At 37.7% G+C, this 13083-nt stretch carries 15 protein-coding genes; 10 read left to right on the top strand and 5 right to left on the bottom strand.

What is annotated here, in order from left to right:
* The first annotated feature begins 312 nt into the window (after window positions 1-312).
* From yfiR to yfiB, 3 genes are read left to right on the top strand one after another with little or no spacing between them, the layout of a single operon-like run.
* Complete coding sequence (gene yfiR / locus AC1PJP_RS00515) at window positions 313-816, top strand: regulatory sequestration protein YfiR (protein WP_004796328.1); 504 nt, start codon at window positions 313-315, stop codon at window positions 814-816.
* A gap of 5 nt (window positions 817-821) precedes the next feature.
* Entirely contained in the window at window positions 822-2045 is a 1224-nt protein-coding gene (dgcN, locus tag AC1PJP_RS00510; protein ID WP_005065229.1) for a diguanylate cyclase DgcN/YfiN, read from the top strand.
* Window positions 2046-2059: 14 nt separating this feature from the next.
* Window positions 2060-2539, top strand: a complete 480-nt coding sequence (gene yfiB / locus AC1PJP_RS00505; protein ID WP_004796325.1) for an outer membrane lipoprotein YfiB — start codon at window positions 2060-2062, stop codon at window positions 2537-2539.
* A 51-nt stretch (window positions 2540-2590) separates the two neighbouring features.
* On the opposite strand, the gene AC1PJP_RS00500 is transcribed toward yfiB, so the two are convergent.
* Window positions 2591-3601 (bottom strand): metallophosphoesterase, encoded by a 1011-nt coding sequence (locus AC1PJP_RS00500; RefSeq protein WP_004796324.1) that lies wholly within the window; start codon window positions 3599-3601, stop codon window positions 2591-2593.
* A 106-nt stretch (window positions 3602-3707) separates the two neighbouring features.
* Between AC1PJP_RS00500 and AC1PJP_RS00495 the strand changes: the two genes are divergently transcribed.
* Window positions 3708-5333, top strand: coding sequence for a phospholipase D family protein (locus AC1PJP_RS00495; RefSeq protein ID WP_005299922.1), 1626 nt, complete (start codon window positions 3708-3710; stop codon window positions 5331-5333).
* Here AC1PJP_RS00495 and AC1PJP_RS00490 read toward each other — a convergent pair whose 3' ends face one another.
* Window positions 5334-6143, bottom strand: coding sequence for a lysophospholipid acyltransferase family protein (locus AC1PJP_RS00490; protein ID WP_416686055.1), 810 nt, complete (start codon window positions 6141-6143; stop codon window positions 5334-5336). It abuts the gene before it with no gap.
* A gap of 214 nt (window positions 6144-6357) precedes the next feature.
* On the opposite strand from AC1PJP_RS00490, the gene hflX reads away from it, so the two are divergent.
* The 4 genes from hflX (at window position 6358) to AC1PJP_RS00470 (ending at window position 9317) form a co-directional block, all read left to right on the top strand.
* The gene (gene hflX / locus AC1PJP_RS00485; RefSeq protein ID WP_004796318.1) at window positions 6358-7701 is read left to right on the top strand and encodes a ribosome rescue GTPase HflX; all 1344 of its coding nucleotides are present in this window, start codon (window positions 6358-6360) and stop codon (window positions 7699-7701) included.
* A 33-nt stretch (window positions 7702-7734) separates the two neighbouring features.
* Entirely contained in the window at window positions 7735-8106 is a 372-nt protein-coding gene (locus tag AC1PJP_RS00480; RefSeq protein WP_005299915.1) for a hypothetical protein, read from the top strand.
* A gap of 10 nt (window positions 8107-8116) precedes the next feature.
* Window positions 8117-8791, top strand: a complete 675-nt coding sequence (locus AC1PJP_RS00475; protein ID WP_004796315.1) for an LrgB family protein — start codon at window positions 8117-8119, stop codon at window positions 8789-8791.
* A gap of 82 nt (window positions 8792-8873) precedes the next feature.
* A complete protein-coding gene (locus tag AC1PJP_RS00470) occupies window positions 8874-9317 on the top strand; it encodes a DUF2147 domain-containing protein (RefSeq protein ID WP_004796314.1) in 444 nt (147 codons plus the stop codon).
* Between the two features lie 38 nt (window positions 9318-9355).
* Here the strand turns inward: AC1PJP_RS00470 and AC1PJP_RS00465 are convergent, their stop codons facing one another.
* From AC1PJP_RS00465 to pdxA, 3 genes are read right to left on the bottom strand one after another with little or no spacing between them, the layout of a single operon-like run.
* Window positions 9356-10195, bottom strand: a complete 840-nt coding sequence (locus tag AC1PJP_RS00465) for a symmetrical bis(5'-nucleosyl)-tetraphosphatase (RefSeq protein ID WP_151768116.1) — start codon at window positions 10193-10195, stop codon at window positions 9356-9358.
* Window positions 10196-11008, bottom strand: a complete 813-nt coding sequence (rsmA, locus tag AC1PJP_RS00460; RefSeq protein ID WP_174744251.1) for a 16S rRNA (adenine(1518)-N(6)/adenine(1519)-N(6))-dimethyltransferase RsmA — start codon at window positions 11006-11008, stop codon at window positions 10196-10198.
* A gap of 23 nt (window positions 11009-11031) precedes the next feature.
* Entirely contained in the window at window positions 11032-12015 is a 984-nt protein-coding gene (gene pdxA, locus AC1PJP_RS00455) for a 4-hydroxythreonine-4-phosphate dehydrogenase PdxA (RefSeq protein WP_151768119.1), read from the bottom strand.
* Between the two features lie 174 nt (window positions 12016-12189).
* Between pdxA and rplM the strand changes: the two genes are divergently transcribed.
* Both rplM and rpsI read left to right on the top strand, forming a co-directional pair.
* The gene (gene rplM, locus AC1PJP_RS00450) at window positions 12190-12618 is read left to right on the top strand and encodes a 50S ribosomal protein L13 (protein ID WP_003656097.1); all 429 of its coding nucleotides are present in this window, start codon (window positions 12190-12192) and stop codon (window positions 12616-12618) included.
* Between the two features lie 12 nt (window positions 12619-12630).
* Complete coding sequence (rpsI, locus tag AC1PJP_RS00445; protein ID WP_002048725.1) at window positions 12631-13017, top strand: 30S ribosomal protein S9; 387 nt, start codon at window positions 12631-12633, stop codon at window positions 13015-13017.
* The last annotated feature ends 66 nt before the right edge of the window (window positions 13018-13083 follow it).

Here is a 13083-nt window from a genome sequence, read left to right as displayed (position 1 = left end):
TAAAAGTCAACAGGTAATTTCGATATCTTTAAAACTTATTTTCAAAACCAACCTCTCATCAAATTCATCACTTAAAGTAACCAACTTAATTCCAAGTAACTGTTTTTCAACAAGTTCTTATCTGCATCACCGCCGATGGATGTGCATTATAGACCATTAATAACCTTTGACAACCCCTTTTTTAATTTAATATTATCGCATGTTCGTTTTTTAGTCTTTTTGGTCAACTTTAGATGAGATATTAAACTTTTTTTACTTTATCAACTTCATGTAGAATAGATTATTCGTGCAATAGTTTGGCATTAACTCACCATGTGGCAGTTCGCTAAAAAAGTATTTGTTTGCATACTTGTAGTGTTTGCTACGAGTGGGCCTTGTTATGCCAATTCAAAACATAACTTCTATGTACTTACTTTATCTATTCTAAGCTACAGTAAGTGGGAGAATGTAAATACTCCTACTCTTTGTATTATTGATAATCCCTCTATTACATCTACGTTTCAATCTTATATCCAGCAAATGTCTTATAATTATCGTGTTCAAACTGTAAACGCGAAAGATTTTGCTCGGTCACATTGTCAGGCCGTTTATTTTTCTACGACTTCGCCCCAACAACAACAAAGCCTTATTCAGAACTATCCTTACCGTTCTTTACTTTCTTTAAGCATTAATAATCCAGAGTGCGAAATTGGAAGTATCTTTTGTTTATATAATCAAAATAATTACACTACCTTTAAAGTTAACTTAGATGCTTTAAGTCACTCCAAAGTTCATATTGATCCGAGAGTATTGCTCTTGGCTAAGAATGCGGAGTAAGGATTATGATATCAAAGTTGTATCAGTCCACTTCATTGCATGCATTATTTAGAAAATCTCAATTTACTATTTTTGCAATTACTTTCTTTATCTGTTCTTTTACGTTTGTATCGATTTCTGTTTTTACAATGGAAACTTACGCCAAACAAAATTTGCAATTGCTTAGCCATACGCTACTAGAGCGTATTCAGCCTGCAGTTGTATTTAATGACAAAATTACGATTGAGCAAATTTTGAATGAATATACAAATGACCATTCAATTCGTACTATTCATATTTATGATTCAGAACATCATTTAATTGCACAAAGTTTTAAATTATCAAGTCAGACTTCAATTTTAGAGGGTTGGTTTGATCATTGGTTTCTTAATGAACCCGTTCATCTTACAATTTATCATCATGAGCAGAATGTAGGTGAACTCACACTTTTTGGTAGTTCCGAAAAAATATTGCAGTTCCTCAAAATGATTATGGTAGGGCTGGCAATTGCGATGTTGTTTATTGTTTGTGCTTTATGGTGGTCAGTAAACTTAACTTATCGTCAAATTATGCAGGCTATTTATCCACTTACGAATATTGCTCAAATTGTAAGTGAACAAAAAGCTTATAATCTTCGTTTTCCTTATAATCGAATTAAAGAATTTCAAGATTTAAATACCGTTTTTAATGAGTTACTTGAAGAAATTCAGATATGGGATAACCAGCTACAAAAGGAAAATCGTAAATTATCCTTTCAGGCTCACCATGACCAACTCACCTTATTGCCTAATAGACATTATTTTTATCAGATTCTCTTAGACATGTTTGAAGATAAGGGTTTTGATAACAAGTCTGCGTTATTATTTATAGATAACAACAACTTCAAAGCAATTAATGACCAATTCGGCCATTTAGCTGGAGATGAAGTTTTAAAAGAAATGGCGAATCGTCTGCAAACCCGTCTACGTCATCAAGATTTTATTGCACGATTAGGCGGCGATGAATTTGCTGTCATTTTGCATTCCATTAGTCATGCTGATCATTTAATATCTATTGCTGAAAATTTACTCGAAAGCTGTAAAGAACCTTTGCATCTGAATGGTCAAACGATTTACTTCAGTTTTAGTGTAGGTATTGCTTTATCACAATTTGCATCTAGCCCCGAAGATTTCATTATGCAAGCAGACCAAGCAATGTATAAGGCTAAAAATTCGGATGAACACTGGTTTATTTATAAACCTGAAAATTAAATTTAGGCTAATCTATGAATACAAGATCTCTAAAACTCTCCTTTATTGCATTGTTATGCATTACTCTTGCAGGGTGCCTGAGTTTTGGTCCATTAAAATATCGTCAGGTAAAATTACTTAAAAAAGAAGGTTTCGTTCTTACCGATGAAGGATGGACTTTAGGTTTACCAGAACGTTTGTTATTTGACTTTAATAATGCAGAGTTAAAACAAAGTCATGAAGCTGAGTTAGTACGTCTAGCAAATCAATTGAATAAATATGACCTAAATAAATTGAAAATTGTGGGTCATACTGATGATGTTGGTGATGCTGCTTATAATCAAAAGTTATCTGAAGAGCGTGCACAAAGTGTAGCAAACCTTTTCTTAGCTCGTGGATTTAAAAAAGAAAATATCTACGTGATTGGTCGTGGTTCGACACAACCTTATGTTCCAAATACAACCAATGAAAATCGTGCGATTAACCGACGTGTTGCCATTGTTGTTATTCCATAAGTAAGTTTAATTCATAAAAAAAGCCAATCCTCTGTGATTGGCTTTTTTATTTTAAACTAACTCAATAATATCAATGGTTGGCGGCACTCTAAAACGTAAAGGAATTCCGACCATTCCTGTGCCAACGGTAACGAAGACATCTGCATGTTCATGAGAGTAAAATCCACGTTTGTGACCTAAAATTGATACTTTTTTCATAATATAGTTAGTCAGCCATGGGAGCTCCACCTGCCCTCCATGTGTGTGTCCTGATAACATTAATGGACGATTTGGTAATTTAGGTACCATATCGACAGTATCTGGATTATGAGACAAAATTAACCAAGGTTTGTCTTGAGGTAAATCTGGCATGGAACGCATATCGGTTTTTCCAGCCCAAAGATCACCAATACCAATCAGACGGAATTCTTCAAAATCAACGATCTTTCCTTCGATATCAACAACTTCATTATAAAATAAAGCATCTTTTAATAATTGTTGAATCGGTGGGCCAGGATATTGCTCATCATGATTTCCAGGAACAGAGTAAACAGGTGCCTGAATTTCTTTTAAAACACTTAACTCTTCAATTAGTCTATCTTCTGGTTCATATGTCCAGTCACCGGCCACAACCACTAAATCTGGTTGCTGCTCATTTAATTTTCTAACTATGGTTTTGAGTTGACGTTCATGCCCTGAAAATAAACCAATATGTAAATCTGCAATTAGGGCTACTTTGACTGGCTTATTAAAACTACGATCTGGATTTAAGCGATATTGATGAGTATCGACACGGACTAGATGAGGCTCAATAAATCGGGCATAAATTAAAACACCACTTAAGAAAAAGATAAAAATACCTTGATGAATTGAGTAGTAACCAATCCAAGCAGCGTATAAATTAAAAAACCAGAGAGGAATAAGTAGATAAGAGAGATAAAATGCGAGTAAATGCACAAAAGCTTTAAATGGATGAATCGTCTCGGTCCGAGATTGATGAATCCAAGCCTCAGAAATTCCCCATAGAGCAAGTATTGAAAATATAAAGTAAAAACAAAAAATAATTGAATTTGGATTCCACATTACGACTCTCGACTTATCTTCTATTGATTGCTAGTAATCAAATTCAATATTTATCTTTCAATATGCACGAATTATACTCTAGCTCACGTTATCGTATGTACTGATTATGGCACAATCCTCTCATTCCAAACAGCTTCAAACGAATCAACAAGCTAGAAGCTTTTTGATAAAAGCCTCTATAGTCCTATGTTCTAGTTTTGCTGTGGGTTTGACAGGATGTAGTACTCTGCCAAAACATGGTGTTGAACCATTAGAATATGCAAATGATATCGATACATCAGAGACTTCACTTGCTCAAATTATTACTCCCTTACGTCAGCAAAACCCAAAGCTAACGGGTTACCACGTCTTAAATGATCCATTGGAGGCTCTAGCAGCCCGCCTAAGATTAATCGATAAAGCTGAAAAGACTTTAGATTTACAATATTACATTTGGGATAATGACAAAGTTGGAGCTTTAGCTTTACACGCCATTATTCGAGCAGCTGATCGCGGAGTAAAAGTCCGACTTCTTATTGATGACAATAATGCAAAAAAAATGGAAGGGATTTTACTCGCTCTTTCTCAGCATAAAAATATTGAAGTTAAGCTTTTTAACCCCTACCGTTTCCGCAAATATCGTGCGATGGATATGGTGCTTGATTTAAAACGTATCAATCGTCGCATGCACAATAAAAGTTTTATTGCCGACAATGAGGTTGCTCTTATTGGCGGACGTAACATGACAAATCAATATTACAATGTAAGCGATAGCTATCAATTTTCTGATGTCGATGTGATGTTGGTCGGTGCTGCGGTTGATGACATTGTGAATTCTTTTGATGACTACTGGAATCATGAATACGCCTATTCAGTTCAAAGTATTGTAAGTCCAGAGCAGCACCGTTTACGCTATGAAGGATTAAAAGAGCAACTCGAAGCTCATTACCAACAAGCAACTGTTCAAAACTTTTTAAATTTAACTGCAAAATCACATGCATTTGATAAATGGTTAAATCACAATATTCAATTCGACTGGGTTAAAGCAGAAGTCGTAAAAGACTCGCCTGATAAAATCAAATCAAAGGCAAAAAAAGAAGAGCACTTAAATTTCCAGTTAATTAACCATCTGGAAAAACCAGAAAGCAACGTAGATTTAATTTCAGCTTATTTTATTCCTGAAAAACAAGGCGCTAAAATTTTAAGCACGCTTGCTAAAGAAGGTGTGGAAGTACGCGTTCTAACTAACTCATTTAAAGCAAATGATGTTGCTGTTGTACACGCATTTTATGGCAAATACCGTAAAGAACTGCTTAAAAACGGCGTACAACTTTATGAATTTTTACCTACACCAGATAAAAGAGATTTAAATAAAAATACAGATGAGCTTGCCACTAAAGCAAAAGTAAACATGAAAGGATTAAGCCGCTCAAGCTTACATACTAAACTGATGGCATTAGATGAACAGGTTTTTATTGGTTCATTTAATTTTGATCCACGCTCAGCTTATTTAAATACTGAAATTGGTGTAATTTTAGATAGCCCGTCATTGGCTAAAACAATTCACCATACGATGGACGAAAATTTAAATAAATATGCTTATAAGCTAAAGCTTGACTCTAATAATCATATTTATTGGCAGCAAGAAACTCCCAATGGCCCTTTAATTTATAAACAAGAACCCGAGATGAAATGGTGGCAAAAAGCAGGCATGAAATTTCTTTCATGGCTGCCACTTGAAGGTTTTATGTAATTATTTTTTTGGCTTAAGTACTTTCTGATGTAGTTGAGCCAAACCTTCTACCATTTTTTCTTGAACTTCACGCGTTAAACTCTTCACATCATGCCCTTCCACTGAAATTGGAGGCAAAGTTAATAGATGAGCTGTTACTTTCGGCATTTCAAGTACGCGTTGAATATGTTCAGCAAATGACATGTCGCCAATGAATGGCGCAACTGTATCTAATTGTCCATGACGGTTTACATAACAAATTAAACATACCTGTACTGGGCGTTGAGCCTCAATAGCAGCACCGAGCAAACGACCATGTACTTTCTTAACAGAATGTCCATCTGTAGTGGTCGCTTCAGGAAAAAACAGTACAGGAATATTTTGTTTTAAGAATTCGGTAATTTGTTCACGAATTTTAACGGAATCACCAGACCCACGCTTAATAAATAAAGTGCCGCCACCTTTAGCTAGATTTCCTAAAATGGGCCAATTTTCAATTTCAGCTTTGGCAAGAAAGAAAACACGAGCTCCTGAACCTAAAACAGCAACATCTAGCCAAGAAATATGATTACTTACCCATAAAGCAGGTTCTCTAGGAATTGTTCCGTGTACTTCTACATCTAAGTTAAAAACCTGACATAAACGGCGGCAAAAATATTGAACATAGCGTGTATTGACCGGATTATTAGGATCTTTATAAAGGCCATGTCGATAAACTAAATAAAAACCTTCACTAATTGCAGCGGTAGCCGAAGTGACTTTTTTTCCGTACAAACCTATTTTTGATAATTTCTTTAACGTTGAATTAACTATACTTTGCGTTTGAGCCATAAAATTTCACTAACGATCAATCATTGTTATACCCATCTCAAGCATTCTATACGTTTCAGAATAAACTTGCATTGATGATAGAGAATGGGGAAAAAATAAATTCAGACACCTCTAACAGCATTTAACTAATCTAAAGGATAAGAACAAACGCTTTCCCCTTTTGCATAAGTTTCATCTAGAATAAAGTTTTCCCATTTTCAGGATTTACAACCACGTGGAATATGTTGATCGGCATCAAGGCGGTGAACGCACAATTTTAGTGAGTGTTTCAGTACAATTATTAGATGATCTGGATGCCGAAGAGTTTGCTCTACTTGCACAGTCTGCTGGTGCAGATATCCTTGAACATATTAAGGTTCAGCGAAATAAACCCAATCCTAAATTTTTTATTGGTTCAGGAAAAGTCGAAGAAATTGCAGAGCGAGTTCAGGAACTAGAAGCAAGTCTAGTGATTTTTGACCATGCTTTGTCACCCGCTCAAGAACGAAATTTAGAAAGAATATTAAAATGCCGAGTTATTGATCGTACAGGATTAATTTTAGATATTTTTGCCCTGCGTGCCCGTACGCATGAAGGTAAATTACAAGTGGAACTTGCACAGCTTAAACATTTATCTACCCGTCTTATTCGTGGTTGGTCAGCCGACTTTGAACAACAAAAAGGTGGTATTGGCTTACGTGGTCCCGGTGAAACACAACTAGAAACAGATCGTCGTCTCATTCGTGTACGTATTGCCCAATTAAAAGATAAATTAGAAAAGGTACATCAAACCCGTATACAAGGGCGTGCTGCAAGACAAAAAGCAGCCATTCCAACTGTGTCGTTAGTAGGCTATACCAATGCTGGCAAATCGACTCTATTTAATATTTTAGCGAAAAGTGATGTCTACGCAGCCGATCAACTGTTTGCAACACTCGACCCGACATTACGCCGTTTGGAATGGGATGGTATTGGTACTGTCGTGCTCGCAGATACGGTAGGTTTTGTACGAAACTTACAGCATGATTTAATTGAATCATTCAAAGCAACACTTGAAGAAACCCTAGAAGCCACGCTTTTACTACATGTCATTGATAGTAATAGTCATGACATGCTTGATCAAATTGAAGCAGTTGAAAGCGTTTTAAAAGAGATTGGTGCAGATGCTCCAGTACTTCGGGTATACAACAAAATTGACCTGAGTGGTGAAGAAGCCAAAATTGTTTATGCCGAACCACATGTACCAGATCGAGTTTATGTTTCTGCTCACGCAGGCCTTGGTCTAGAGTTACTTCAAAAAGCAGTACAAGAATGTTTAATGGGTCAAATACAAAAGTTTTCTCTGATTCTTAAACCTGCTTATGGCAAATTTCGCACACAGCTTTATGCCTTAAATGTAATTGAGTCTGAACACTACGATGATGCAGGCTTATTACATATTGATGTACGTATTGCACCACATAAGCTGGAAAAGCTTATTCGCCAAGCAAAACTGCCCTTAGAAGAAATCTTGGGAGAACGCGCTAATCAATTTAAGCGACCATTGGAAGAGTTTGAAATCAAGGGCGAGATCAGTTAAAACTCGATAAGTAAACTTTTAGAGATAAAAAATATGGATAAGATCAAAAGTATAGACTGGACAGCATGGGTAGCAACGTTACTACTCATTATTGGTTTTCGTGAAGGCTCTGTCATCGTCATGCGTGCTTTTGGTCATCCAGAATTAGGTAATCTGGTCGGGTTAATCAGCTTACTCACTGTTTTGATTATTTGGAGAAAGTTCAAAAAAATCCCTCTTCGAATAGTCGATACGAATAATAAAATCATGAAAGAAAGTGGTTTTGCTTTTTTACCTGTTTGTGCTGGCTCTTTAATTATGTTGGTGCATATGGGTAAAGAAATTCCACTATTCCTTTTTGTTTTAGTAGTCAGCACCCTTATACCGTTGTGGGTCTATGCAAAAATGGCAAAACGTTGGTTATAAGGAGAATAAAATGTTTACGATTTTCTACGGTTTTTTGATCACACTTATTGGTTATCTATGTGCAAAACCTTTAAACCGACGCTTTCCGCAAGTTCCACTTTTAGTTTTCGGCATGTTTATTGTCATTGCATTACTTTCAATTTTACAAGTTCCTTATGAACAATATCGCCTTTATGTGAATGACTTATTTGGTCATCTATTAGGTTATGTCACAGTAGCCTTAGCCATTCCTTTAGCTGCAATGCGTTACGATGATCTGCCAATTAAATCAGTCATTGGGATTTTACTTTTTGCAAGTATTAGCGCCGTTGCTTTGCCTATGGGCCTCGCTTACTTGTTACATATGTCGGAACCTACCATTCTTGCATTTGCAACCCGCGCGGTGACTACCCCTATCGCCTTAAATATCGCAACGTTATTGCATGCTCCTGAAACGCTGGTAACGCTTATTGTTATTTTATCTGGCGTTATTGGAGCAGCTTTTTCACCGTTTTTACTTAAGCATATTCATGATGAAAGAGCATCTGGATTAGCCTTAGGTTTAGCTGCACATGCCATAGGAACAGCTCAAGCATGGCAACGCGGACCCGTTGCAGGTCGCTATGCTGCATTTGGTATGGCTTTAAATGGCGTATTTACTGCAATTTGGCTGCCTACATTAATGTTGTCACTTGGCACACCATAATTAAGAAGCCTATTAAATAAACATTGAACGGTATATCAATTCGAAATAAGATGACCTTTCAATGTTAAAAGGATTTTTAATCATGGGGAAAATTTTTATTGGAGCTCTGCTCTTACTGGGGATCAACACTGCTACATTTGCAGCAGACATTACAGGTCTTTGGCAAACAATTGATGATAAAACTGGTGCTCCCAAAGCACAGGTAGAAATACGAAAAGAAGCAAATGGGACATATGCCGGAAAGATTATCAAAGTTACACCACGCCCAGGTTATACCCCTAAAGAGATTTGTGATAACTGCCCTTCGCCGTATACCAATAAACCAATTATAGGATTGGATATTGCAACTGGCTTAAAACAAACAGATGATCTTAATTATACAGGTGGGAAAATTTTAGATCCTAATACTGGTAAAGTTTACGGGCTTAAAGCAAAACTCAGTGCAACTGGTAAACGTCTTCATATGCGTGGATATCTTGGCGTTTCAGCATTAGGCCGTAACCAAATTTGGTTACGCGTAGAATAAAACTTAAAAATAAAAAAGCCGCTTATGCGGCTTTTTTATTACATCACTGGATTTTCAACAGCAAAGATTTCTTTGTCTTCAAGGCGATAAGCCATTAATTTTCTGCCCCAAACGCAGCCGCCATCAATATTTTGAATCTGATCATTAATGATTCTGCCCTCGAGCGCAGCCCAATGACCAAAAATAATTTGATGAGTTTGTGCCGCTTTGCTCGGAAATTCAAACCAAGGTAAATAACCCTCTGGCATTGGCGCATCCAGAGCATCTTTAAAACTGAACTCTAAAGCCCCTTCTGCGTTGGTTAAACGCATGCGGGTCAAATAATTAGTAATACAACGTAAACGAGCTGAACCCGTTAAGTCGTTTTCCCACAAATCTGGTTTTGAGCCATACATTTCTGCCAAAAAGGCATCCAATACAGATAAGTCTTGATGAGAGAGTACTGCTTCAACCTCTTTTGCAAGCGTTGCAGTCTTTTGTGCATCCCAAATGCAAGGTATACCTGCATGAGTAAGAATTGTGTGCTCGTTCGGGAATAAACATAAAGGTTGTTTCCGCAACCAGTCGATTAATTCATCGCCATCAATTGCATCAATAACGTCTTGCGTACGATCTTTTTCTTTAATCTCTTTTAAACCACGCGCACCAGCCACTAAAGTCAGATCATGATTTCCGAGTACAGTTGCAGCAGCGCCGCGATCAGCAAGTTTTTTAACAAACCGTAAGGCACCCACTGAGTTTTCGCCACGAGCGACCAAATCACCTGCAAACCACAAAAAATCTTGGTCTGGATCAAAACGTATTTCTTTAAGTAAGGCCTTCAGAGCTTCAAAACACCCTTGTACATCGCCAATCACATAATTAAAACGTTTAGTCATTTATGCCACCATTTGATCGGCTAAAGCAACAAATTGAGCAAGTGTTAACGTTTCTGGACGAGCCATCGGATCAACGCCTGCTTTTTCAAAACCATCGTCAGCAATCATACCTTTTAGACTATTTCTTAGGGTTTTACGGCGTTGGGTAAATACATGAGCAACCAAACGAGCTAAAGCTTTTTCATCTTTTGCAACAATTGGTTTTTGTTCATATGGAACAAGGCGGAAAACAGCACTTGTTACTTTAGGTGGCGGGTTAAATGCACCAGCTGGCACTTCAAATAAAAACGTAGGTTGGCAATAATACTGAATCATTACCGACAAGCGTCCATATTCTTTTGTGTTTGGTTCGGCAGTAATACGTTCAACCACCTCTTTTTGCAGCATAAAGTGCATGTCTTTAACTTTACTGCCAAATTCCAAGAGATGGAAAAGTAATGGAGTTGAAATGTTATAAGGTAAATTACCAACCACACGTAATGGTCGACCATCTTTTACCAGTTCATTAAAATCATATTTTAATGCATCAGCTTCGATAATAGTTAAACGTTCAGGATGTGGAACGCGTTCTGGCAAGCCTGCCGCTAAATCACGATCTAGCTCAACCACTGTTAATGCATCACACTCTCCAATTAAAGGAGAAGTTAAAGCAGCCAAACCAGGTCCAATTTCAACAACATTTTCACCCGCACGCGGATTCACCGAGCGCACGATTTTGGCAATGACTCGCTGATCATGTAAGAAGTTTTGGCCAAAACGTTTACGAGCTTTATGCCCTTCATCTTTCGGGTTTAGGGCATTAATTTGATACATATAACATTTCCAACATGAAAAATTTAGCTCGCTGCCAAAGATAACGCTAAATCGACAGCGACATTTAAACTTGAGCTTTTTGCCAAACCAGTCCCAGCCAACGACAATGCAGTGCCATGATCGACCGAGGTTCGGATGAATGGCAAACCCAATGTAATATTGATGGCCTCACCAAACCCTTGTGATTTTAACACAGGTAAACCTTGATCATGGTACATAGCGAGTACAGCATCAGCATTTTTAAGATGCTCAGGGGTAAATAAGGTATCCGCAGGCAAGCTTAGGCTCATTTTAATTCCTTGCGCTCGATAAGTTTCGAGTACCGGATTAATGGTATCAATCTCTTCACGGCCCAAATACCCATCTTCCCCCGCATGAGGATTTAAGCCACACACCAATATCCGCGGATCAACAATCTTAAATTTAGTTTTTAAATCATGTATTAAAATATCAATGACTTGATGTAAACGCTCTTTGGTAATTGCATCGGCAACATCCCTTAAAGGCAAATGCGTAGTCGCTAAAGCAACGCGCAGAGTCTTGGTTGCAAGCATCATGACAACGCGCTTTACCCCTGCAAACTCTTGATAGTATTCAGTGTGACCACTAAACAAAATGCCTGCATCATTAATGACCGATTTTTGCACTGGTGCCGTAGCTACCCCAACACTTTTACCAAACATGGCATAATCAGCTGAGCGGCGTAATTGTTCTAATACATAAGCCGCATTAGCTGAATTTAATTGGCCATCAATAACCGCCGTTTCTAAAGGTACATGCTCTATATAAAGCTCACCTGAAGACGATGATTCAGCTTGTCCCGTATATTCTATAAATTGAATATTTATACCGAGTTTCTGGGCACGTTGTTCTAATAAATTTTGGTCACCCAAGACAACAATAGGGCGCACATCAACTCGCTGAGCCAAGCTCAAGCAAATATCTGGACCAATACCAGCCGGCTCACCGGAAGTGACATATAAAGGCAGCACAATCACCCCAGACACATAACTAAAAATTTGTTTGATTTTAACATATCCCACATTCATCGGTTTATGGATTAAATTATGTGGCTTAAACTGGATTTTTCTTGTGACTTTGAACAAACTCGTTTAGAATGCTCGCTCCTTTTGTTTGGACAGATTCCATAGTCCAAACCAACTATAATAGGTAGTGGTTTAATGAAAACTCTCAGCGCTAAGCCAGCTGAAGTTCAACATGACTGGTATGTTGTTGATGCTTCTGGCAAAACTTTAGGTCGCCTTGCGACTGAAATCGCTCGTCGTTTACGCGGTAAGCACAAAACTTCTTATACTCCTCACGTTGACACTGGCGATTACATCGTTGTGATTAATGCTGAACAAGTTCAAGTGACTGGTAAAAAAGCGCTTGATAAGAAATATTATCGCCATACTGGTTTCCCTGGTGGTATCCGTGAGACTAACTTCGAGAAGTTAATTGCTCACAAGCCTGAAGCTGTTCTTGAAAAAGCAGTTAAAGGCATGTTGCCAAAAGGTCCTCTTGGTTATGCAATGATCAAAAAAATGAAAGTGTACGCTGGTACTGAGCATCCGCATGCTGCTCAACAGCCACAAGTTTTGGACATCTAAGGGATACAGCACATGGCTACTAATTATGGTACAGGTCGCCGTAAGACCGCAACTGCACGTGTTTTCTTGTCTGCTGGTACAGGCAAACTCGTTATTAACAACCGTACTTTAGAGCAATATTTCGGTCGTGAAACTGCTCGTATGGTTGTTCGTCAACCTTTAGAACTTTTAGAAGTTACTGAAAAGTTTGACCTTTACATCACTGTTAAAGGTGGTGGTATCGGTGGTCAAGCTGGCGCGATCCGTCACGGTATTACTCGTGCGCTTATCGCTGCTGACGAAACTTTAAAACCTGTTCTTCGTCAAGCTGGTTTCGTTACTCGTGATGCTCGTGAAGTTGAACGTAAGAAACTTGGTTTACGTAAAGCTCGTAAGCGTCCTCAATTCTCTAAACGTTAATTCGTTTATCGAGTTGGACAAAAAGCCTTGGATTTTTCCAAGGCTTTTTTATTATGAAAATCGAAC

It is taken from the genome of Acinetobacter sp. V116_7 (assembly GCF_056735735.1).
Note: the sequence above shows the minus strand (reverse complement) of the source record. Positions and strands in the feature narration are given on the sequence as shown.

What these genes read in the sequence shown, in the direction of transcription:
- yfiR (WP_004796328.1), top strand. Translation starts at nt 313, where the DNA reads ATGTGGCAGTTCGCTAAAAAAGTATTTGTTTGCATACTTGTAGTGTTT.
- dgcN (WP_005065229.1), top strand. Translation starts at nt 822, where the DNA reads ATGATATCAAAGTTGTATCAGTCCACTTCATTGCATGCATTATTTAGA.
- yfiB (WP_004796325.1), top strand. Translation starts at nt 2,060, where the DNA reads ATGAATACAAGATCTCTAAAACTCTCCTTTATTGCATTGTTATGCATT.
- AC1PJP_RS00500 (WP_004796324.1), bottom strand. Translation starts at nt 3,601, where the DNA reads ATGTGGAATCCAAATTCAATTATTTTTTGTTTTTACTTTATATTTTCA.
- AC1PJP_RS00495 (WP_005299922.1), top strand. Translation starts at nt 3,708, where the DNA reads ATGGCACAATCCTCTCATTCCAAACAGCTTCAAACGAATCAACAAGCT.
- AC1PJP_RS00490 (WP_416686055.1), bottom strand. Translation starts at nt 6,143, where the DNA reads ATGGCTCAAACGCAAAGTATAGTTAATTCAACGTTAAAGAAATTATCA.
- AC1PJP_RS00480 (WP_005299915.1), top strand. Translation starts at nt 7,735, where the DNA reads ATGGATAAGATCAAAAGTATAGACTGGACAGCATGGGTAGCAACGTTA.
- AC1PJP_RS00475 (WP_004796315.1), top strand. Translation starts at nt 8,117, where the DNA reads ATGTTTACGATTTTCTACGGTTTTTTGATCACACTTATTGGTTATCTA.
- AC1PJP_RS00470 (WP_004796314.1), top strand. Translation starts at nt 8,874, where the DNA reads ATGGGGAAAATTTTTATTGGAGCTCTGCTCTTACTGGGGATCAACACT.
- AC1PJP_RS00465 (WP_151768116.1), bottom strand. Translation starts at nt 10,195, where the DNA reads ATGACTAAACGTTTTAATTATGTGATTGGCGATGTACAAGGGTGTTTT.
- rsmA (WP_174744251.1), bottom strand. Translation starts at nt 11,008, where the DNA reads ATGTATCAAATTAATGCCCTAAACCCGAAAGATGAAGGGCATAAAGCT.
- rplM (WP_003656097.1), top strand. Translation starts at nt 12,190, where the DNA reads ATGAAAACTCTCAGCGCTAAGCCAGCTGAAGTTCAACATGACTGGTAT.
- rpsI (WP_002048725.1), top strand. Translation starts at nt 12,631, where the DNA reads ATGGCTACTAATTATGGTACAGGTCGCCGTAAGACCGCAACTGCACGT.